Source organism: Flavobacterium plantiphilum, assembly GCF_046000495.1.
Lineage (GTDB): Bacteria > Bacteroidota > Bacteroidia > Flavobacteriales > Flavobacteriaceae > Flavobacterium > Flavobacterium plantiphilum.
Genome location: NZ_JBELQA010000001.1, coordinates 23,495 through 45,037, shown reverse-complemented (window position 1 = coordinate 45,037; position 21,543 = coordinate 23,495). Strand labels below are relative to the sequence as shown.

The 21,543-nt window shown below is 34.0% G+C and carries 22 protein-coding genes and 1 pseudogene; 22 read left to right on the top strand and 1 reads right to left on the bottom strand.

Annotation, left to right across the window (positions count from 1 at the left end; genetic code table 11):
- Nucleotide 1 precedes the first annotated feature (1 nt).
- From ABS764_RS00230 to ABS764_RS00130, 22 genes and pseudogenes are all read left to right on the top strand, one after another.
- Complete coding sequence (locus ABS764_RS00230) at nt 2-697, top strand: SIR2 family NAD-dependent protein deacylase (protein ID WP_408078763.1); 696 nt, start codon at nt 2-4, stop codon at nt 695-697.
- Between the two features lie 97 nt (nt 698-794).
- Nucleotides 795-2,141 (top strand): adenylosuccinate lyase, encoded by a 1,347-nt coding sequence (purB, locus tag ABS764_RS00225; protein WP_408078760.1) that lies wholly within the window; start codon nt 795-797, stop codon nt 2,139-2,141.
- Between the two features lie 140 nt (nt 2,142-2,281).
- Nucleotides 2,282-4,519 (top strand): cation:proton antiporter domain-containing protein, encoded by a 2,238-nt coding sequence (locus tag ABS764_RS00220; RefSeq protein ID WP_408078758.1) that lies wholly within the window; start codon nt 2,282-2,284, stop codon nt 4,517-4,519.
- A 274-nt stretch (nt 4,520-4,793) separates the two neighbouring features.
- Nucleotides 4,794-5,693, top strand: coding sequence for a DnaJ C-terminal domain-containing protein (locus tag ABS764_RS00215; protein ID WP_408078756.1), 900 nt, complete (start codon nt 4,794-4,796; stop codon nt 5,691-5,693).
- Nucleotides 5,690-5,983 (top strand): chaperone modulator CbpM, encoded by a 294-nt coding sequence (locus ABS764_RS00210; RefSeq protein ID WP_408078754.1) that lies wholly within the window; start codon nt 5,690-5,692, stop codon nt 5,981-5,983. The genes ABS764_RS00215 and ABS764_RS00210 overlap by 4 nt, the downstream gene beginning before the upstream one ends.
- Nucleotides 5,984-6,213: 230 nt before the next feature.
- Complete coding sequence (locus ABS764_RS00205; protein ID WP_408078752.1) at nt 6,214-7,431, top strand: cation:proton antiporter; 1,218 nt, start codon at nt 6,214-6,216, stop codon at nt 7,429-7,431.
- An 11-nt stretch (nt 7,432-7,442) separates the two neighbouring features.
- Complete coding sequence (locus ABS764_RS00200; RefSeq protein WP_408078750.1) at nt 7,443-8,405, top strand: alpha/beta hydrolase; 963 nt, start codon at nt 7,443-7,445, stop codon at nt 8,403-8,405.
- A gap of 166 nt (nt 8,406-8,571) precedes the next feature.
- The gene (locus ABS764_RS00195; protein ID WP_408078748.1) at nt 8,572-9,024 is read left to right on the top strand and encodes a MarR family winged helix-turn-helix transcriptional regulator; all 453 of its coding nucleotides are present in this window, start codon (nt 8,572-8,574) and stop codon (nt 9,022-9,024) included.
- Between the two features lie 12 nt (nt 9,025-9,036).
- A complete protein-coding gene (locus tag ABS764_RS00190; protein WP_408078746.1) occupies nt 9,037-9,669 on the top strand; it encodes an NAD(P)H-dependent oxidoreductase in 633 nt (210 codons plus the stop codon).
- A gap of 27 nt (nt 9,670-9,696) precedes the next feature.
- Nucleotides 9,697-10,263, top strand: coding sequence for a YceI family protein (locus tag ABS764_RS00185; protein ID WP_408078744.1), 567 nt, complete (start codon nt 9,697-9,699; stop codon nt 10,261-10,263).
- A 331-nt stretch (nt 10,264-10,594) separates the two neighbouring features.
- The gene (locus tag ABS764_RS00180) at nt 10,595-11,995 is read left to right on the top strand and encodes an anthranilate synthase component I family protein (RefSeq protein ID WP_408078742.1); all 1,401 of its coding nucleotides are present in this window, start codon (nt 10,595-10,597) and stop codon (nt 11,993-11,995) included.
- A 92-nt stretch (nt 11,996-12,087) separates the two neighbouring features.
- Nucleotides 12,088-12,654, top strand: a complete 567-nt coding sequence (locus tag ABS764_RS00175) for an anthranilate synthase component II (RefSeq protein ID WP_408078740.1) — start codon at nt 12,088-12,090, stop codon at nt 12,652-12,654.
- A 60-nt stretch (nt 12,655-12,714) separates the two neighbouring features.
- Nucleotides 12,715-13,707: an anthranilate phosphoribosyltransferase gene (gene trpD, locus ABS764_RS00170; RefSeq protein WP_408078738.1), complete on the top strand. Its 993-nt coding sequence runs from the start codon at nt 12,715-12,717 to the stop codon at nt 13,705-13,707.
- Between the two features lie 100 nt (nt 13,708-13,807).
- Nucleotides 13,808-13,933, top strand: coding sequence for a four helix bundle protein (locus tag ABS764_RS16265; protein WP_456264495.1), 126 nt, complete (start codon nt 13,808-13,810; stop codon nt 13,931-13,933).
- A 6-nt stretch (nt 13,934-13,939) separates the two neighbouring features.
- Complete coding sequence (locus ABS764_RS16260; RefSeq protein ID WP_456264501.1) at nt 13,940-14,176, top strand: four helix bundle protein; 237 nt, start codon at nt 13,940-13,942, stop codon at nt 14,174-14,176.
- A gap of 57 nt (nt 14,177-14,233) precedes the next feature.
- Nucleotides 14,234-15,013: an indole-3-glycerol phosphate synthase TrpC gene (trpC, locus tag ABS764_RS00160; RefSeq protein ID WP_408078736.1), complete on the top strand. Its 780-nt coding sequence runs from the start codon at nt 14,234-14,236 to the stop codon at nt 15,011-15,013.
- 46 nt (nt 15,014-15,059) lie between these two features.
- A pseudogene (locus tag ABS764_RS00155) lies at nt 15,060-15,743 on the top strand (phosphoribosylanthranilate isomerase); the annotation flags it as partial.
- 39 nt (nt 15,744-15,782) lie between these two features.
- Complete coding sequence (gene trpB / locus ABS764_RS00150) at nt 15,783-16,964, top strand: tryptophan synthase subunit beta (protein WP_408079736.1); 1,182 nt, start codon at nt 15,783-15,785, stop codon at nt 16,962-16,964.
- A gap of 149 nt (nt 16,965-17,113) precedes the next feature.
- On the top strand, nt 17,114-17,434 hold the full coding sequence (locus ABS764_RS00145; protein WP_408078734.1) for a gamma-glutamylcyclotransferase family protein: 321 nt from the start codon (nt 17,114-17,116) through the stop codon (nt 17,432-17,434).
- 10 nt (nt 17,435-17,444) lie between these two features.
- Nucleotides 17,445-18,206, top strand: a complete 762-nt coding sequence (trpA, locus tag ABS764_RS00140) for a tryptophan synthase subunit alpha (RefSeq protein ID WP_408078732.1) — start codon at nt 17,445-17,447, stop codon at nt 18,204-18,206.
- 429 nt (nt 18,207-18,635) lie between these two features.
- Complete coding sequence (locus ABS764_RS00135) at nt 18,636-19,220, top strand: hypothetical protein (protein ID WP_408078730.1); 585 nt, start codon at nt 18,636-18,638, stop codon at nt 19,218-19,220.
- Nucleotides 19,220-20,290, top strand: coding sequence for a DUF262 domain-containing protein (locus tag ABS764_RS00130; protein WP_408078728.1), 1,071 nt, complete (start codon nt 19,220-19,222; stop codon nt 20,288-20,290). Before ABS764_RS00135 ends, ABS764_RS00130 begins: the two co-directional genes overlap by 1 nt.
- A gap of 107 nt (nt 20,291-20,397) precedes the next feature.
- On the opposite strand, the gene ABS764_RS00125 is transcribed toward ABS764_RS00130, so the two are convergent.
- Nucleotides 20,398-21,522, bottom strand: a complete 1,125-nt coding sequence (locus ABS764_RS00125) for a cysteine desulfurase family protein (protein ID WP_408078726.1) — start codon at nt 21,520-21,522, stop codon at nt 20,398-20,400.
- Nucleotides 21,523-21,543: the final 21 nt, after the last annotated feature.

Genomic DNA, 21,543 nt, shown 5'->3' with positions numbered 1-21,543 from the left:
AATGAAGAAAAAATTAGTCGTTTTAACAGGAGCCGGAATCAGTGCGGAAAGCGGTATCAGAACTTTTAGAGATGGTGATGGACTATGGGAAGGTCATGATGTAATGGATGTTGCTTCGCCGGAAGGCTGGTACAGAAATCCCGAATTGGTTTTGGATTTTTACAATCAAAGACGCCGTCAACTCAAAGAGGTAAAGCCGAATGCAGGACATAGAGAATTAGCCCAACTCCAAATTCATTATGATGTTCACATCATCACCCAAAATGTAGATGATTTGCACGAACGCGCCGGAAGCAAAAAAGTTTTGCATTTGCATGGTGAACTCCTTAAAGTGCGAAGTACCAAAAACCCAAAGTATATTTTAGAATGGGAAGGCGATTTGAATTTAGGAGATATGGATTCATATAAAAATCAATTGCGTCCGCATATTGTATGGTTTGGTGAATCGGTACCGGCTTTTGATGAAGCCCTTACGATTACTGAAAGTGCGGATTATTTTGCCGTTATCGGAACTTCATTACAGGTATATCCGGCAGCAGGATTAATAGCTTTTGTGCCTCCACATGTACCTGTTTTTTATATCGATCCTAAACCAATCCAAATTCCTGATTTAAGAAATCCATTGGAAACATTTCCGCTCCGGGCATCAGAAGGAGTACTGCAATTAAAAAACAGATTAATAGCCGAATTTCAGTAACAATCTATTCAAAAAAGTAGATAAATCTATTCAAAAAATAGCCCGAAATTCCTAAAATTCTGTCTATATTTGTGCCTTTCGAAAAAATAACAACACAATGACGACTTTAAACGAATTGAATGCTATTTCTCCAATTGATGGCAGATATAGAAATAAAACACTTTCATTGGCTCCTTTTTTCTCTGAAGAAGCTTTAATCAAGTACCGTGTATTGGTAGAAATTGAATATTTTATTGCTTTGTGCGAAGTCCCTTTGCCACAATTAAAAAATGTAAACCCTAATTTATTCGAAAGTTTACGTGACATCTATAAAAATTTCTCTACTGCAGACGCACTTTGGATTAAAGAAACAGAGAAAGTTACGAATCACGACGTTAAAGCCGTTGAATATTTTATCAAAGATGCCTTTGAAAAATTAGGTTTATCCGAATACAAAGAATTCATTCACTTTGGACTGACTTCTCAGGACATCAACAATACAGCCATTCCTCTTTCTACAAAAGAAGCCTTTGAGAGCGTATACATGCCATCATTGATTGCTTTAATTTCAAAATTAAAAGAATTAAGTGTAGAATGGAAGGATGTTCCCATGCTTGCCCGTACGCACGGACAACCGGCTTCTCCTACCCGTTTAGGGAAAGAAATTGCTGTTTTTGTAGAACGTATCGAAGAACAAATGCGTTTGTTATTCAACATTCCGTTTGCGGCTAAATTTGGTGGAGCAACAGGAAATTACAATGCCCACCACGTGGCTTACCCACAAATTGACTGGAAACAATTTGGTACTCAATTCGTTCAGGAAAATTTAGGATTACACCATTCGTTTCCTACTACTCAAATTGAGCACTACGATCATTTTGCTGCGTTTTTTGATGCATTAAAAAGAATCAATACCATCATTATCGATTTAGACAGAGATATCTGGACGTATGTTTCGATGGAATATTTCAAACAAAAAATCAAAGCGGGAGAAATTGGATCATCGGCAATGCCACATAAAGTAAATCCTATTGATTTTGAAAACTCCGAAGGAAACTTAGGAATTGCGAATGCGATTTTCGAACATTTATCAGCTAAATTGCCTGTTTCAAGATTGCAACGTGATTTGACTGACAGTACTGTTCTGAGAAATATTGGGGTACCAATGGGACACACCATTATTGCTTTTGAAGCTACTTTAAAGGGATTAAACAAGTTATTATTGAACGAGTCTAAATTCCATGAAGATTTAGAAAACAACTGGGCAGTAGTCGCTGAGGCCATCCAGACTATTTTACGTCGTGAAGCCTATCCAAATCCTTACGAAGCTTTAAAAGGTTTAACCAGAACTAACGAAGCCATTACTAAAAAATCGATGCATGAGTTCATTGGAACACTGGAAGTATCGGATGCTATTAAAGCAGAATTATTACAAATTACACCAAGTACCTTTTTAGGAATATAATTACAAGACATTTAATTTTTTTTTAAAAGCTATCCTTACCGATAGCTTTTTTTATGAATCTGTTTTTAATTAATTCTGAAATAGGAAATAAAAACTGCTTTTAGTATATTTAACACGATTGCAAAAATTAAGAATAATATATGAGTACAGTCGCAGCAGTTGCTGAAGCATCGCAACATCTGAAACCTTTAATTAGTGATTTAGGATTAATCCTTATGACAGCAGGTATAGCTGTATTGCTGTTTAAAATAATTAAACAACCTTTAGTACTGGGTTATTTAATAGCCGGATTTTTAGCGGGAAATCATTTTGATTTTTTCCCATCGGTTAAAGACGTTCACAGTGTAGAAGTCTGGGCCGAAATAGGGGTTATTTTCCTCTTATTTAGTTTAGGACTTGAATTCAGTTTTAAGAAATTGATGAAAGTGGGCGGAACTGCTTCTATTACTGCTATTACCCAGATTATAGCCATGGTACTTATAGGATATCTGGTGGGACAATGGATGGGATGGAAAGAAATGGATTGTATCTTTCTGGGAGTAATTCTCTCGATATCCTCTACCACTATTATCCTTAAGACTTTTGACGAATTAGGAGTAAAAGCCCAGCAATTTGCCGGTATAGTAATAGGTTCGCTTATTGTTCAGGATATTGTTGCCATTTTAATGATGGTTTTACTATCCACAGTTGCTGTTAGTCAGCAATTTTCAGGGGGCGAATTATTACTTTCTGTACTTAAATTAGGTTTTTTTCTGGTTGCGTGGTTTGTGGGCGGAATCTTTTTTATTCCTACATTGTTAAAAAAGACGAAGCATTTACTAACAGACGAAATGATGTTGATTCTTTCCTTAGCTTTATGCCTAATGATGGTAATTTTAGCTTCCAATGTTGGTTTTTCTCCGGCTTTAGGAGCCTTTATAATGGGATCTATCATTGCTGAAACTACTCAGGCAGAACACATCGAACATTTAATAAAACCTGTAAAAGATTTATTTGGTGCCGTCTTTTTTGTATCCGTAGGGATGCTGATTAATCCAGCAACTTTATATGAATATGCTATTCCGGTAATGATTCTGACCTTAGTTACTATTTTTGGTCAGTCAATCAGTTCGACTGTTGGTGCACTAATTTCGGGGCAACCGCTAAAACAATCGGTACAAACCGGGATGAGCTTGTCTCAAATTGGGGAATTCTCCTTTATCATTGCTACTTTGGGAATGTCGATGAATGTTACCAGTAATTTTCTTTATCCTGTAGTGGTAGCGGTATCAGCAGTAACTACTTTTACAACGCCTTTTATGGTTAAGATGGCTGTTCCTTTTTCTGGTTATTTAGAGAAAAAACTACCCCGAAAATGGGTGAAAAGAATTGCCCGTTATAGTACAAATGCTCAGGCTATACGATCGGTAAGCACCTGGCAGATAGTGATCAGAGCACATTTACTCCAAATTATATTACATACGATTATCATCACATCGGTGATTTTAATGTCTTCAAAATTTGTATTACCATTAGTCGAAAATTCTAAGTTTGGAAATGCTATTGCAGCATTAATTACAATGGTAATTATTTCACCTTTTTTATGGGCGCTGTCACTACGCCGGGTTGCCGTAAAGGAAGTAGACATGTTATTTGAAGAAAAAAAATACCGGGGTCCTATTTTAATGCTTTTCTTTTTCCGGATGGGACTAGCGGTGTTTTACATTGGTTTTCTGTTAAATATATTTTTCTCTCCGGTAATTGCATTTTTTGCTTTGGTAACAGCAATTATTATTTATTTGTTTTTTCCGAAGAAATTACACGAACAATATCATAAAATTGAAAGTCATTTTCTGACCAATCTTAATGACAGAGAAGAAAAGAAAATAGACCGTCGTTATGCTAATTTAACCCCTTGGGACGGACACATGACGACTTTTGAAATTGCAAGAGAATCTAATTTAGCTGGAAAGACTCTTCGTGAAATAAAAATGAGGGAATTAGTAGGGGTCAATATCGCTTACATCAAGCGAGGGGAAATTATGATTCCGATTCCCAATAAAATGGAACGTTTATTCCCCGGCGATGAAATTGGCGTGATTGGCTCGGATGCTCAAATCAAAGAATTCTCCAACTTTTTAACACAAAATGAAATTGAAATCCCGACAAAAGTAACAGATGAAATTATTTTACGCCAAATTGAACTTACAAGTAATGAGTTCATTGGACAAAGTGTCGGACAATCAAAACTTAGAGAACGCACCCATGGTTTATTAGTCGGAATAGAACGAAAAGGACAGCGCATACTGAACCCTGAATCTCATATTGTTCTGGAAAAAAATGATCTGCTGTGGATTGTAGGAGATAAAAAACTGCTCGCACAAACATTCCAGGATTAATTTTCGGAATTTAATTAGTACATTCAAATTTAAAATGCCCGTTTCTTATTGATCCGGGCATTTTTAATTTTCTGATATTATTCCATACATAGTTTGAAAAAGAGATACTAAAAAAGATTTTTTTTTCAAAAATAAATGATCATATCACTTTTTTAAATTGAATTTTGAGTAACTTTATAAGGGTAAGATAATTTAAAACCAAATTAAATTTTGATATTTCCAAAAGGAAATTCTATAAGAGCGCTACCGAAAAAATAATTAAAAATAATTCAATATGGCATTTATAGACTACTACAAAGTATTAGAAATAGATAAAAAAGCAACAGATGCCGAAATAAAAAAGGCTTACCGAAAACTAGCCCGAAAATACCATCCTGATATCAATCCTAACGATAAGGAAGCAGAACAAAAATTCAAACAAATAAATGAAGCCAATGAAGTATTAGGCAATGCCGAGAAAAGGAAAAAATATGATGCATATGGTGAAAACTGGCAACATGCTGCTGAATATGAAAAAGCACATCAGCAACAACGCTATTATGGCAGCAGCGGATCGGAGGAAGAATTCAGATCTTATGGCAGAGACGGAGACGATTATTCTGATTTTTTCGAATCCCTTTTTGGTAATGCAACAAGAAACCGAGGCAGAAGTAACGCCTTTAAAGGTCCCGATTTTAGTAGTGAATTGCATTTAAATTTAGAAGATGCATACACCACTCATAAACAAACTATTACCGTCAATGGTAAAAACATTCGTTTTACGATCCCCGCAGGAATTGAGAACGGTCAAACCATCAAAATTGCCGGACACGGAGGCGAAGGTGCAGGTGGTGGCCCTAAAGGTGATTTATACATTACTTTTTCGATAAACAATCATGCTGTTTTTAAAAGAGATAAAGAAAATCTGTATATTACAGAAACAATTGACTTGTACAAAGCCGTATTAGGAGGCGAAATTACAGTGGCTACATTTGATGGAAAAGTCAAACTAAATATAAAACCCGGAACTCAAAATGGTACTAAAGTAAAACTAAAAGGTAAAGGCTTTCCTGTCTATAAGAAAGAAGGTGCTTTTGGTGATTTATATATTACTTTCGAAATCAGGATACCTACAAATCTTTCCAATAAAGAAACCGAATTATTTACTGAACTTTCTAAATTACGAACATCATGAATACCGAAAATTTTATTCCTTTAAATACGCTCTGTCAGCATTACAAATTAGAAATTAATTTTTTTAATACTTTAAATGAAAATGGTCTGATTGAAATTCAGTTTGTAGATCAGGTACAATATGTCCACAAAGAATCTATTTATGAAATTGAAAAAATAGTACGGATGCATAAAGATTTAGAGGTAAATATAGAAGGAATTGACGTAGTACTTAATTTACTTCAAAAAATTGATGCTTTACAAACAGAATTATTAAATGTTAGGAATCGTTTGTTATTATATGAAAATTAAGCTCAACACTGTTTCATTATGTTTATAAAAAAACAGCTGATTTTAAACATCTTATAGAAATCAGCAAAAAAATTGCCTGCAACAATTCAAAAAATTAACTTAAAACAAAATTCCAAAGTCTTTAAATTATATTTTTTTTTATATTTTAACATCAGAATACAGCATATGCCAACTTAAAGATACCTTTTGCCGCGTATTTTAACAGTCATATGGTATAAAAAATAAAATATATGACAATTATAATTTCACTTTGCATTTTATTGTTGGTTTCTTATTTGTTTGATTTAAGTGCTTCAAAAACAAAAATTCCCTCTGTTATTTTGTTGCTGCTTTTAGGTTGGATAGTAAAAGAAATAACCACTTTTTTCGTTATAAAACTTCCTGATCTAAGCTCTACTTTACCTATTCTGGGAACCCTTGGATTAATATTGATTGTACTTGAAGGATCGTTAGAACTGGAATTGAATAAATCCAAAATCGGTCTGATAAAGAAATCAACTTTAGGCTCTTTTTTACCTTTAATTGTGATGGCCTTTACTCTTGCTTATCTTTTTTATTATTATACTGAATTTGATTTTAAAACCTGTCTTAGCAACGCGATCCCTTTTTGTGTAATTAGTAGTGCTATCGCCATTCCCAGCGTTCGTAATTTACGTCAAAGTCATAAAGAATTTGTGATTTATGAAAGCAGTCTGTCGGATATTTTTGGTGTAATATTTTTTAATTTCGTGGCTTTCAACACCAGTTTTGGAGTCAATACTTTTGGTTATTTTTGCTTGGAAATTTTAATTATCATTATTATTTCTTTTGTTGCTACTATTTTACTTTCGTTTCTTTTGAATAAAATAGATCATCACATCAAGTTCGTACCTATTATTTTACTTATCATATTAATTTATGAAATTTCAAAAATATTCCATTTACCTGCTCTTCTTTTTATAATGGTTTTTGGATTATCCATAGGTAATTTAGACGAATTAAAAAATTACCGATGGGCACACCAATTCAGACTCGATTTATTGAATAAAGAAGTTCAGAAATTTAAAGAATTGATTATTGAAGCTACTTTTTTAATCAGAGCATTATTCTTTTTACTGTTTGGTTATCTGATTAAAACTTCTGAGATTATAAACCCCGACTCTATCCTATGGGCATTAGTCATTGTGGGAATCGCTCTGGTTTTACGTTTTCTGCAATTAAAAATTTCAGGAATCCCAATATTCCCCTTGTTATTTGTTGCTCCAAGGGGATTAATTACTATCCTTTTGTTTTTATCTATTGCGCCGGAGAGTCAAATTCATTTGGTAAACAAATCTCTCATTATTCAGGTAATTCTCTTAACAGCAATAATAATGATGCTGGGAATTATGCTGACCACAATTAAAAGAAAAAAATCTATTCAGGAAACAAGAAAGGCATTACTTCAGCAACAGGAAAATGATCTATAATGAAATTTAAAATGAAAATCAAAACATTTATTATACTACTTTTTAGTTTTGGCACTATACAGGCTCAGGAATTTTTTCCTTTATGGCCCAGTAACAAAATGCCGAATACCAAAGGATTGTCACTGGAACACCTTGAGGAGAGAGAGCGAATCACCCAGGTAGCACAACCGGGAATGTACGCTTTCCTTACTTCTAAAGAGGAAAATACCGGAAGCGCTGTACTAATATGTCCTCCAGGAGGTTATGCGAAATTAACTTATAACATTGCAGGCTTTCAATTTGCCAAATGGCTAAACACATTGGGAATTAATGCTTTTGTATTGATTCACCGTTTGCCAACATCACCTGACTTAACCGAAAGAGAAAAAGGTCCTATACAGGATGCACAAAGAGCTATGAAATTCATTCGTTCTAATGCGTCAGTTTGGGGGATAAATTCATCTAAAATTGGTGTGATGGGCGCTTCTGCAGGCGGTCACCTGGCAACAACATTAGGAACTCACGTTCAGGATTATTCTTCTATTAAAGATGCTCTCGATGAGTTTTCTTTCCATCCTGACTTTATGATTTTAATTTCTCCTGTTATCACCATGGGTAAATATGCCCACAAGGGAAGCCTTGATAATTTTTTTGGGAAAAACCCGGCTCCAGAAAAAGTAGAATTATTTTCAAATGAAAAACAGGTTACTGCCACTACTCCGCCTGCTTTTATCGTTTTGGCACAAAATGACCCTGTTGTAAATCCTGTTAACGGAATGCTGTTTTATCAGGCCATTACCGATAAAAATATTTCAGGAAGTTTACATATTTTTCCTGAAGGCGGTCATTCTATCGCATTAAAAAACAATCCAAAGTCTATAAATTTATGGACGAGCTTATGTGAAGAATGGCTCTATGATTTGGGAATTATGGACAAAACCAAATCAGAAATCACTCCTCCTAAAGCTGATTTATTAAAAAAAAATCGTTTTTAAAACTTATTTTTTTGTAAAAAAACATGCAAAAACCCAGTATAATCAACACTTAACAAGACTCTTTATGTTTTAACAACAAAAATAAATCAAAATTTTTATTTAAATACTTGTATATACAAATAAAAAAAGTGTTACATTTGTACCAACAAATAAAAACAGTATTGGAATGAAAATTGAAGATGAAATAAAAAGTACGGTTGAATTAAACCTTTCGAAAAAAATTATTCTCAATATCATGTATACACAGAATGTTTTGACTGAAAAGTTTAATGAAGTCTTAAAACCTTATGATTTATCAGGAGAACAATACAACGTATTGCGCATTCTAAGAGGTCAAAAAGGGAATCCCGCTAATATGTGTGTCATTCAGGAACGAATGATTGCTAAAACCAGCAATACAACAAGACTGGTAGATAAATTATTATTAAAGGAATTGGTTACCCGAAATGTTTGTCCGGACAACCGCAGAAAAATAGAAGTTCTGATTACTCAAAAAGGGTTAAACGTTTTAGCCGAACTGGATCCAAAAGTGATTGAACACGAAAATGCTTTGACAAATAATCTGACTATCGAAGAATTAGAACAATTAAACAATTTATTAGAAAAATATAGAAATTAACAATAGAATATCATGAGCAATTTTTTAGAAAACCAAAATTGGAGATACGCAACAAAGAAATTTGATGCAACAAAAAAAATATCAAAAGAAGATTTAAAAACTTTAAAAGAAGCGATCCGTCTGAGTTCTTCTTCTTACGGCTTACAACCTTACAAAGTTATTATTGTTGAAAATCCCGAAATAAGAGCTAAAATCCAGCCTGCAGCCTGGGGACAATCTCAAATCACAGAAGCATCTCATCTTATTGTTTTTGCAAATAAAACAAAACTGGACAATTCTGATATAGATGAATATGTTAGTAATATTAGTACCGTAAGAAACATTCCTGTAGAATCATTAGCCGCTTATGGTGATTTTATGAAATCAAAAATTGTAACACTATCCGATGATTCCAAAAACATCTGGACTTCAAAACAAACTTATTTGGCTTTAGGAAACTTATTAAATGCTGCTGCTGAATTAAAAATTGATGTTACTCCTATGGAAGGATTTGTTCCTGAACAGCTAAACGAAATTTTAGGTCTGGACAAACTAAACCTTAACACTTCGCTTATTGCAACATTAGGGTACAGACATGAAGAAGATGCTACACAGCATTATAAAAAAGTCAGAAAATCAGAAGAAGAATTATTTATCACATTATAATTATTAATTAAATCAAATTCAAACAAAATGAAAAATTTAAAAACAATTGCAGTAGCATTATTCGTAGCAGTAGCAAGCATTTCAGTAAATGCACAAACTAAAAAAATTGACACCAAAGCATCAACTATCAAATGGGTTGGTAAAAAAGTAACCGGAGAACACTCAGGAACGGTAAACTTTAAAGATGGTGCTGTAGTATTTAAAGGAAAGAAATTAGCAGGTGGTTCTTTTACAGTTGACATGACTTCTCTTACTGCCACTGATTTAACTGGTGAATATCAAGGAAAATTAAACGGGCATCTTAAAGCGGATGATTTCTTTGGTACAGATAAATATCCAACTGCTACATTAGTGTTCAAAAAAATTGGCGCAAAATCAGCAAACGTTTACAATGTAACTGCTGATTTAACTATCAAAGGAATTACTAAACCTGTTAATTTTGATATTACCGTAAATGGAAATACAGCAACAACAGCATTTAAGGTAGACAGAACTAAATATGGCATTGAGTACAATTCTGGTAACTTCTTTCAAAACCTGGGAGATAAAACAATCAATGACGAATTTGACTTAGCAGTAACTTTAAAGTTCTAATTAATACGCAATTAATACTCATTTTACTGGAGACAACCCCGGCATTTTCTTGTCGGGGTTTCTTTTTTAGCTAAAATTCCTCATCTTTTATCAAATTAAAATCTATTTTTTATTTTATAGTATTTGTAAATTAAAATTACATTCCTATATTTGCAACATGAAAACAATTACAAATAATACTTGGTGGTGGAACAATTTACGTCAATAGTCGTGAACTAAGCTCCTATGGTATTATTCTAAATAAATATAAAAGGCTTGTCATCACGACAGGCCTTTTTTTTATGCCAGACGAATTACAAACAAATGCTTACAAATTTTAAATTTATTCCCATTGAAACAATTTAAACTAAATACAAAATTCAAGCAAATACTAGCTGACACTATTACTCCTGTTAGTGTGTATTTTAAAATAAGAGATAGATTTCCAAATAGTTTATTACTGGAAAGCAGTGATTACCACGGAAATGATAACAGTTTTTCGTACATCTGTTGCAACCCTATTGCTTCGATAAAAATTGAAAACGAAACGATTGTCAAACAATTTCCTGACGGAACTTCCGAAACCAGTGTTATCGATGCAAAAACGAATATTCCAGAAGTAATTCAGCAATTCTCTGGACAATTCAAATCAGAGAAAAATAATTTCAAGTTCATCAATAATGGATTATTTGGTTACATCTCGTATGATGCTGTACGTTATTTTGAAAAAGTAACTATCGCTAAAAAAGATGAAGAAACCACAATTCCTGATGTCTATTATGCAGTTTACCAAAATATCATTGCCATCAATCATTTTAAAAATGAGGCTTATATTTTCTGTCACAGTGTAGATGATACAAATAATATTTCAGAAATTGAGCAGTTGATGCAATCCAGAAATATTCCTTCATATAAATTTTCACGAGATGGCGAAGGGAAATCCAATTTAACTGACGAAGAATTCAAACACAATGTAGCCTTAGCTAAAAAACATTGTCATCGGGGAGATGTGTTCCAATTGGTTCTTTCAAGACGTTTTACCCAAGGTTTTAAAGGAGACGAATTCAACGTGTATCGCGCTTTAAGAAGCATCAACCCATCCCCTTACCTATTCTTTTTTGATTATGGCGATTTTAAAATATTTGGTTCTTCACCGGAAGCTCAAATTATTGTAAAAAACAGAAAAGCCGAAATTCACCCTATTGCCGGTACCTTCAAAAGAACAGGTGATGACGAAAAAGATGCGGTTTTAGCCAAACAATTATCGGAAGATAAGAAAGAAAACAGCGAACATGTGATGTTAGTAGATTTGGCTCGAAATGACTTAAGCCGTCATGGACATAATGTAAATGTGGAGCGTTACAGAGAAGTTCAATTCTTTTCTCACGTCATCCACTTGGTATCAAAAGTTACCGGACATTTGCATGACAATGCCACGGCAATGCAGGTTGTTGCCGATACCTTCCCTGCCGGAACCCTGAGTGGAGCTCCAAAGCACAGAGCCATGCAATTAATTGAAGATTACGAAAAAACAAATCGTAATTTTTACGGAGGTGCCATTGGTTTTATGGATTTTGAAGGCAACTTTAACCACGCCATTATGATTCGTACTTTCCTGAGTAAAAACCACCAATTGCATTCACAAGCGGGCGCCGGAATTGTGGCCAGTTCAGATGAAGAAAGTGAAATGCAGGAAGTATACAACAAATTGAGAGCTTTAAATACAGCTTTAGATTTAGCAGAAACTATTTAAAATAATTTAAAGATTTAATAATTTAAGAATTTAAAGATTGACTACTATGCTAATTTTTCAATCTTTTAATCTTTTAATTTTTCAATGAAAAAATGAAGAAAATACTAGTTATAGATAATTACGATAGTTTCACTTACAATTTAGTGCATTATCTTGAAGATTTGAATTGTGAGGTTACTGTGTATAGAAATGACGAATTTGAATTAGACGAAATTGCTCATTTTGATAAAATCCTTTTGTCACCAGGTCCTGGAATTCCTGATGAAGCAGGTTTGTTAAAACCTGTTATTGAAAAATATGGTCCTGTTAAAAGCATTTTTGGAGTTTGCCTTGGTCAACAAGCCATTGGCGAAGTCTACGGCGGAACACTTTCTAACTTAGATAAAGTGTATCACGGAGTAGCAACCAACGTAAAAACAGTGGTTGACGACGAACTTTTATTCCAAGGTTTAGACAAAGAATTCGAAGTCGGTCGTTACCATTCATGGGTAGTTGATGCTACTTTGCCAGAAAGTTTAGAAGCTACTTCTTTTGACGAAAACGGCCAAGTGATGTCTTTGCGTCATAAAACTTATGATGTTCGCGGAGTACAGTTTCATCCGGAAAGTGTATTGACTCCTAATGGAAAAAAAATGCTTGAAAACTGGGTCAATTCATAATATTCAGTTAATAAAAAACTTAGAACCTTAGTTACTTAGATTCTTAGCAACTTAAAAAAAATGAAAAACATATTAAATAGATTAATCAATAACGAATTGCTTTCTAAAGAAGAAGCTAAAAACGTGTTGGTTAACATTTCTAACGGAGACTATAACACCAGCCAGATAGCCGCTTTTTTAACCGTATACATGATGCGAAGCATTAGTATTGACGAATTAGCTGGTTTTAGAGAGGCGCTTCAGGAGCTGTGTGTTCGTATTGATTTATCCGATTACAACACCATTGATTTAGTAGGTACCGGAGGAGATGGAAAAGATACTTTTAATATCTCTACTTTGGCTTCTTTCATCACAGCCGGAGCAGGAATTAAAGTAACCAAACACGGAAATTACGGTGTTTCTTCTATTACAGGTTCCAGTAATGTAATGGAAAGTTTAGGAATAAAATTCAGTAACGACTCTGATTTCTTGAAGAAATGTGTGGATCAGGCTGGAATTTGTATTCTTCACGCTCCACTATTCCATCCTGCTATGAAAAATGTGGGACCTATTCGAAAAGAACTAGGAGTAAGAACTATTTTCAATATTTTAGGTCCAATGATTAATCCATCATTCCCTAAAAACCAATTATTAGGTGTTTTTAACCTTGAATTGGCTCGTATGTATGCGTATCTTTATCAAAATACCGATAGTAACTTTACCATCGTACACGCCTTAGATGGTTATGATGAAGTTTCGCTAACGGGAGCTACCAAAGTAATTACGCATAGTACAGAAGGAATGCTAAATCCTGAAGATTTCGGAGTTAATATAATCAAACAAAGTGAAATTGAAGGTGGAAGCACCGTTGCAGAATCAGCTCAAATGTTCCTGAATATTATTTCCGGAAAAGGTACTGAAGCGCAAAACAATGTGGTTTGTGCCAATGCTGCTATGGCAATTGCTACCGTAACAGGATGCACGCCTTTACAAGGATTTGAACAAGCTAAAGAAAGCTTATTCTCTGGCAAAGGATTAACAGCTTTGAAAAAATTACAAGAGTTAAGTCTTTAAATTAAAAAATTGAATGATTGAATGATTGAAAAACTAAACTACTTATAATACACTAGAAATTTTTTAATCTTTAAATTCTTAAATATTTAAATTATAAATTATGACAAAATCATTTGAAGAATTTGAAGTTTACCAAAAGGGAATTCAATTAGCTAAATTGATTTTTAAATTATTAGAAAATAAATCTTTCGAAAAAGAATTCAGTTTTAAAGATCAAATTAAATGAGCCGTTATTTCAATTACGAATAATATTGCAGAAGGTTCTGAATATAATAATAACAAACAATTAATACGTTATCTCAAAATTTCTAAAGGTAGTTGTGCAGAAGTTAGAAGTATGCTAGTTTTAGCTAGAGAATTAGAATTAATATCACAATTAGAAATTGAAAAAAGTTATAATTTAAGCGTTGAGATTTCTCAAAACTTATCCAACTTTATAAAATATTTAAACACTAAAATTAAAGAGTAATTTGTTACACATCACAAATTTTTCAATCTTTAATTTTTCAATCTTTAAATTAAATAAATGAACATATTAGATAAAATAATCGTTGACAAAAAAAGAGAAGTCATTCTTAAGAAATCAATCATTCCCGTTTCTCAATTGGAAGCTTCGGTTTTCTTTGATAAAAAAACCATTTCTTTAAGCAACAATTTGCGAAACAGTAATTCGGGCATTATTGCCGAGCACAAACGCCGTTCCCCTTCTAAAGCTGAAATCAATTATGGTTTTACAGTTGAAGAAGTCGTAAAAGGGTATGAAAGTGCCGGTGCTTGCGGAATTTCGGTCTTGACGGACGGAAAATATTTTGGTGGTTCATTAGACGATTTATTGTTGGCTAGAGCTTCTGTGAATATTCCGCTGTTGCGAAAAGAATTCATCGTTGATGAATACCAAATCTTAGAAGCCAAAGCCCATGGAGCCGATTTGATTTTGCTAATCGCAGCGGTTTTAACACGTGAAGAAATTAAATCTTTATCGGAGTTTGCTAAAAGCTTAGGATTAGAAGTTTTATTAGAAGTTCACAATCAGGAAGAATTGGAAAAATCCATCATGCCTACATTGGATATGATTGGGGTAAACAACAGAAACTTAAAAACATTCGAAGTAAGTCTGGATTTCAGCAAGCAATTAGCCGACTTAATTCCAAATGAATTTGTAAAAGTTTCCGAAAGCGGAATTTCTTCTGTGGAAGCAATACAAGAATTAAAACCTTATGGATACAAAGGCTTCTTAATTGGCGAAAACTTTATGAAAACAGACAATGCCGGAAAAGCAGCCACTGAATTTATTGAGAAACTATAATCCCCCTAGCCCCCGAAGGGTAACTCTAATTTTAAGGAAATAAAAAATGGGGAATGATTTACTATTACAAAATAAAATGGAAAATACCAACAAATACAACACAACGACTCCTTCCCCTTCGGGGAGGGCTGGGGTGGGGATTAAAATCTGTGGCATGAAATATCCCAATAATATACTCGAAGTAGGCGCGCTCCTGCCCGATTATATGGGATTTATTTTCTGGGAAAGATCGGCTCGTTATTTTGATGGTGTTATCCCTGAATTGCCAAAATCGATTAAAAAAACGGGGGTTTTTGTCAACGAAACAATCGAAAACATTCTTGCAAAAGTACAACAACACGATTTGCAGGCAGTTCAGTTACATGGCAAGGAATCTGTAGATTTTTGTTTAAATTTGAAAACTGAATTAGCAAACGCTATCGAAATTATAAAAGTATTTTCGGTAGCCGATGATTTTGATTTCTCTGTTTTAGCAGCTTTTGAAAATGCCTGCGATTATTTTCTTTTTGACACCAAAGGAAAATTACCCGGAGGAAACGGAACTACATTTGACTGGAAAGTATTGGAAAAATACCCTTCAAAGAAACCGTTTTTCTTAAGCGGAGGCATTGGACCTGATGAAACAGATGCTGTTAATGAAATACTAAAAACCAATTTACCGGTTTATGCTATTGATGTAAACAGTAAATTTGAAATAGAACCGGGATTAAAAAACGTACAATTATGTAAAAATGCGTTGCAACGCATTACTACCAATAAAACATATAAAATGTCATACAACGTTGATGAAAAAGGCTATTATGGCCAATTTGGAGGAGCTTACATTCCTGAAATGTTATATCCTAATGTAGAGGAATTACGTCAGGAATACTTAAAAATCATGGCCGAACCTGGTTTTAAAGCTGAGTTTGACCAATTACTTAAAGATTATGTAGGACGTCCTAGTCCGCTGTATTTTGCAAAACGTCTTTCTGAAAAGCACAATACTAAAATCTACCTGAAAAGAGAAGATTTAAATCATACCGGAGCACATAAAATCAACAATACTATTGGACAGATTTTAGTCGCTAAAAAACTGGGTAAAAAACGTATCATTGCCGAAACCGGAGCAGGACAACACGGTGTAGCAACCGCTACCGTTTGTGCTTTGATGGGATTAGAATGTATTGTCTATATGGGCGAAATTGACATTGCCCGTCAGGCGCCAAACGTAGCCCGAATGAAAATGCTGGGCGCAACAGTCCGTGCTGCACTTTCAGGTTCCAGAACACTAAAAGACGCGACTAACGAGGCTATTCGCGACTGGATTAATAATCCGGTGGATACCCATTATATCATCGGTTCTGCCATTGGACCTCATCCTTATCCGGATATGGTAACACGTTTTCAAAGTATTATTTCTGAGGAAATCAAATGGCAGTTAAAAGAAAAAGAAGGACGTGAAAATCCAGATTATGTGGTAGCCTGTATTGGTGGCGGAAGTAACGCTGCCGGAACTTTTTACCACTTTTTACACGAACCCGAAGTAGGAATCATTGCCGTAGAAGCAGCAGGAAAAGGAATCCATTCCGGACACAGTGCTGCCACAAGCAAACTGGGAAAAGTAGGTATCATCCACGGTTGCAAAACCCTTTTGATGCAAACTCCAGATGGACAAATCACTGAGCCTTATTCTATTTCGGCAGGTTTAGATTATCCGGGCGTTGGACCTATGCACGCACATCTGGCCGAAACTGGTCGTGCCGAGTTTTTCTCAGTGACTGACGATGACGCTATGGACGCCGGTCTGGAACTGTGTAAACTGGAAGGAATTATTCCGGCAATCGAGTCCTCACATGCCTTAGCGGTCTTGAACGATAAAAAATTTAAACCCGAAGATATAGTTATTATTTGCCTTTCAGGACGGGGCGATAAGGATTTAAACAATTATATCGAACATTTTAAAATTTAACAAAGCGTTACCCGCCGCGGCGGGTCGGGCTGTTCGCTAAATCTTTTATTTTGTGTTTCGACAAGCTCAGCATGACAAAATAAAAAGGATATCGCTGCCATCCCTAACGCAAAAACAATAAAGAACGTTCAATTTTCAAACCAGAACAAATGGAAAAATTATTCGCTTACGGAACTTTAAAGGACAAAGACATTCAGGAAAATATTTTTGGACGCTCACTAAAAGGAACGCCAGACAAATTAATCGGATTTGAAATAAATTATATCGAGATTGAAGAAGAATTTGGAATAGAAAAATACCCTATTATTGTTGCTACCGAAAATCCAAATGACATTGTTACAGGATTAGTATATGATATTACCGAAGAAGACCTGCATATGGCGGACACCTATGAAGGCCTGCATTACAAGCGCATTGAAGTAACTCTGGAATCCCTTCAAACTGCCTGGGCATATATTGTTACTAATTAAAAAAAATACGATGAACAGAATCGAACAAAAATTACAGGAAGATAAAAAAATACTTTCGATCTACTTTTCGGCGGGATACCCTAACTTAAACGATACGGTACAAATTATCCGGGACTTAGAAAAGAACGGAATAGACATGATTGAAATTGGTTTGCCTTTTAGTGATCCATTGGCCGATGGACCTACTATTCAGGCAAGTTCTACCACTGCATTGCACAACGGTATGACCACACAAATCTTGTTTGACCAATTAAAAGACATCCGTAAAACGGTTGCTATCCCTTTGGTAATTATGGGCTATTTCAACCCGATGTTGCAATTTGGTGTGGAAGCTTTTTGTCAAAAATGTGCCGAAGTGGGTATTGATGGATTAATCATTCCGGATTTGCCTGTTGATGTTTATGCTGAACAATACAAAGCTACTTTTGATAAATACGGTTTAATCAATATATTTTTAATCACACCACAAACATCTGATGAACGTATTCGTTTTATAGACAGCGTTTCCAGCGGGTTTATCTATATGGTAAGCTCGGCAAGTGTTACAGGGTCTTCAGCAGGTTTTGGAAGCACACAGGAAGATTATTTCAAGCGTATTGCCAATTTGAATCTAAAAAACCCTCAAATTGTAGGTTTCGGAATCAACAATGCCGAGACTTTCAAGCAGGCTACTCAATATGCTAAAGGCGCTATTATTGGTAGTGCATTTATCACTCACTTAAAAGAAAACGGAAGCGGAAAAATTGCTGATTTTGTAAAAGCAATTCGATAGTTTTTATTTTTATAAATTTATTTACCGCAGATTCTCAGATTAAAATTTTGTGAATTTGCGGTATTTTTTTTGAATGGCGATTAGTTCACTGCTATTGCCATTGTAATTGCTTTTTTTTTTAACCGCAAATTACACAGATTAGCACAGATTATTTTTGTTATGTGTTTTTTAATTCTTCCAAACAATGATTGAAAAAAAGGGAAAGAGAAAACTGCCTATATTGATAATCTGGAAATCCAGCTGGAAATAATTCAGAAATAAAGTTAGTTAATTAAATTTTGTAAGATTTATTTATATATTAGCTAAAAAAATAAGCTCTGACTTTATCACACAAAGCAACCCGATTTTGGGAGATTTGAGTATTTTCATGGATTCACATACAAGTTAACGGCTATTTTACCCACAAAAAACAAGAAATCATTTAAAATAATGACTCATACAGAATCAATAGAATTAGGGCTAAATGAAAAGAGACCTCATATTGAAATTATTAGAAAAGTATACCTAACTTATCCAACTTCAGCATTAATTGGTGACGAAGAAAGACAGTTTTCAATTCTTAATGAAATTAGTGAATTTTTTAACATTCCAATCAATAATGTTCAAATAGCTGGCTCAGCAAAGACTGGAAATAGTTATCATAAAAACACACCATTTACACCAAAAATATCTGATTTAGATATTGCTATAATTGACCCCGAATTATATAGATACTACACTGAATATGTATTTAAAACTTCAAGAGGATTTAAAGATAGAACTCTTTTTCCCATAAGAAGTGGAATATCAACATATAATGAATATATTAGCTATATAACAAAAGGAATTTTTCGTCCTGACTTAATGATAAATGGTCCTAAAAGAGCTGAGTGGTTTATGTTCTTCGGAAAATTATCTACAAAACATAAAGATTTATTTGAGACAATAAATGCAGGTATTTATATGTCTCAATTATATTTTGAACACAAACAAACTTCAATTATAAAAGATTATTTAACTACAAAAGCGATATAATGATAGATTATAGAGTACGTTCCGTTTCACTACTTAATTTAGTAAATGATATTAGAAAAGGAGTTTTAATTCCTGATGCATATTTTCAAAGAAATCTAGTCTGGAGGGAAATACATAACAAAGATTTTATAAAAACTATTCTTTTAGGATATCCCTTTCCACAAATTTTTATATCAAAAGGAAAAGTTGATGTTGAAAATATGTCTACCATTTCTTGCATTGTTGATGGTCAACAAAGAACTAACGCAATAAATCGATTTATAGAAAATACTTTTGATGTTGAAGGTAGATTTTATAAAGATTTGACTAGTGATGAACAATCAGACTTTCTTAAATATGAGATTGCAGTAATCGAATTAGATTTAGAAAATGATGATCCTAAAGTTCAAGAAATATTTCAGAGAATTAACAGGACTTCAAATTCATTAACAGCAATTGAAAAAATGGCCTCAGAATTTTCAACTTCAGAGTATATGTTAGTTGCCAAGCTACTTGGCAACCAGATCGATTTGGAAAATGAAAATAATAATGAAGATTTCAAAGAAGACCCAAATATTCCAAAAGAATTTTTTGTTTGGGCAAGAAAGCAAAAAGTTTCAAAATTTAATCAATTAATAACTGGAAAAAACGTCTTTACTTCTAGAGATATTGCTAAGAAAGCTCACTTAATGCACATTTTAAATATTATGTCAACAACATTGACAGGCTTTTTTAATAGAAATGAGAGAACAAATGATTTTTTAGTTGATTATGCTTTAGAATTTGAAGGAAAGAATGATATAATATTAAAACTAGAATCAACTGCTGATTTCATCCTTAAACTAAAATTAAAACCTAAATCCTATTGGTATAATAAATCCAATGTTTTTTCATTAACAGTTGCAATAGCAAATAAAATAGAAGATATTGATAGTATAGAAATTGAAAAGTTTAAAGATAATCTAGAACTATTTGAACAAGATATACCAGGTGATTATAAACTATCAGCAACCGAAGCTGTAAATAATAAAAGAGAAAGGGAATTGAGAGATAAATATATTAATGAAATAATTGATAACTCTATAACATAAAAAAACTGCCACTAACCTCACGCTAACACAAGCGTCCGGCTTGTGCCCACAACAATAAAAACCACAAAAAAATCCGTCTCATTTTAAAAAGAAACGGATTTTATGGTTTATACTGTTTTTAAGGCTTCGATTAAGCCGTCAATATCTGCTGTAGTGTTATAGTGGCTTAATGAAATGCGTAAACTCGGTTTTCGTATTAAGTTGTCCGGGAGTAATTCAGCCAGTACATGTGAGGGTCTGATGCTGCCGCTCTGGCAGGCACTTCCACGGGAAACCGCAATACCCCGCATATCCAGATGAAATAAAATCATCGCCGTTTTCTCCTCTGAAAAAGGCAATACAACATTTATAATATTATAAAAACCATCGCTGTTTCCATTGATGGAAAAACCCGTAAAATGTTGCTCTAATTGTTCGATTAAATACTGTTTAACAGCAGTAATGTGTTGCTTTTCCTGCTCCAAATTGGCATACGAAATATCCAGTGCCTTTGCCATTCCTGCAATCTGGTGAACGGCTTCGGTTCCGGCACGCAGGCCTTTTTCCTGTTCGCCTCCATAAAACAAGGGTTGCAATCCGGCATTTTTTCGAACAAAAGCAAAGCCAACACCTTTAGGTCCGTGAAATTTATGAGCACTGGCAACCACGAAATCTACAGTCGCGGTCTGCAAATCCAGTTTCATTTTGCCCATAGACTGTACCGTATCCGAATGAAACAACGCATTATATTGCCTGCATATTACTGCGGTACGTTCCAGTTCTAAAATAGTTCCGATTTCGTTGTTCACGTGCATCAAACTCACTAAAGTTTTCACATCTTTTGAAAGTAATACCGATAAATCAGTTAAATCGACTTCCCCATTAGCTAACAACTTTACATAATCTACCTGAATGGAATATTCTTTTTGTAATTCCTCTATGGTTGATAATACAGCGTGATGTTCTATTTTACTGCTGATAATTCGTTTTATCCCCAGATCCTGAACGGCAGAACGCAAAATCCAGTTATTGGCTTCGGTTCCTCCTGAAGTAAAAATAATTTCCTGTGCATTGACATTCAGCTGTCTGGCAATACTTTTTCTGGAAAGTTCGAGGATGTTTTTAGCATTTCGGCCAAAACTATGTGTAGAAGATGGATTTCCGTAATCTTCCAGCATTATTTTAGTCATTTCCTGAACAACTTCAGGTCTTATGGCGGTAGTTGAGGCGTTATCGAGGTATATTTTTTTCATTGCTGCAAAGTTATAAAATAT

Coding starts and splice junctions, on each gene's coding strand:
- ABS764_RS00230 (WP_408078763.1), top strand. CDS start 2: ATGAAGAAAAAATTAGTCGTTTTAACAGGAGCCGGAATCAGTGCGGAA.
- ABS764_RS00130 (WP_408078728.1), top strand. CDS start 19,220: ATGATAGATTATAGAGTACGTTCCGTTTCACTACTTAATTTAGTAAAT.
- ABS764_RS00200 (WP_408078750.1), top strand. CDS start 7,443: ATGAAAATCAAAACATTTATTATACTACTTTTTAGTTTTGGCACTATA.
- ABS764_RS16265 (WP_456264495.1), top strand. CDS start 13,808: ATGACAAAATCATTTGAAGAATTTGAAGTTTACCAAAAGGGAATTCAA.
- ABS764_RS00125 (WP_408078726.1), bottom strand. CDS start 21,522: ATGAAAAAAATATACCTCGATAACGCCTCAACTACCGCCATAAGACCT.
- ABS764_RS00175 (WP_408078740.1), top strand. CDS start 12,088: ATGAAGAAAATACTAGTTATAGATAATTACGATAGTTTCACTTACAAT.
- ABS764_RS00215 (WP_408078756.1), top strand. CDS start 4,794: ATGGCATTTATAGACTACTACAAAGTATTAGAAATAGATAAAAAAGCA.
- ABS764_RS00205 (WP_408078752.1), top strand. CDS start 6,214: ATGACAATTATAATTTCACTTTGCATTTTATTGTTGGTTTCTTATTTG.
- trpC (WP_408078736.1), top strand. CDS start 14,234: ATGAACATATTAGATAAAATAATCGTTGACAAAAAAAGAGAAGTCATT.
- purB (WP_408078760.1), top strand. CDS start 795: ATGACGACTTTAAACGAATTGAATGCTATTTCTCCAATTGATGGCAGA.
- ABS764_RS00195 (WP_408078748.1), top strand. CDS start 8,572: ATGAAAATTGAAGATGAAATAAAAAGTACGGTTGAATTAAACCTTTCG.
- ABS764_RS00145 (WP_408078734.1), top strand. CDS start 17,114: ATGGAAAAATTATTCGCTTACGGAACTTTAAAGGACAAAGACATTCAG.
- ABS764_RS00135 (WP_408078730.1), top strand. CDS start 18,636: ATGACTCATACAGAATCAATAGAATTAGGGCTAAATGAAAAGAGACCT.
- ABS764_RS00190 (WP_408078746.1), top strand. CDS start 9,037: ATGAGCAATTTTTTAGAAAACCAAAATTGGAGATACGCAACAAAGAAA.
- trpD (WP_408078738.1), top strand. CDS start 12,715: ATGAAAAACATATTAAATAGATTAATCAATAACGAATTGCTTTCTAAA.
- trpA (WP_408078732.1), top strand. CDS start 17,445: ATGAACAGAATCGAACAAAAATTACAGGAAGATAAAAAAATACTTTCG.
- ABS764_RS00220 (WP_408078758.1), top strand. CDS start 2,282: ATGAGTACAGTCGCAGCAGTTGCTGAAGCATCGCAACATCTGAAACCT.
- ABS764_RS00210 (WP_408078754.1), top strand. CDS start 5,690: ATGAATACCGAAAATTTTATTCCTTTAAATACGCTCTGTCAGCATTAC.
- trpB (WP_408079736.1), top strand. CDS start 15,783: ATGTCATACAACGTTGATGAAAAAGGCTATTATGGCCAATTTGGAGGA.
- ABS764_RS00185 (WP_408078744.1), top strand. CDS start 9,697: ATGAAAAATTTAAAAACAATTGCAGTAGCATTATTCGTAGCAGTAGCA.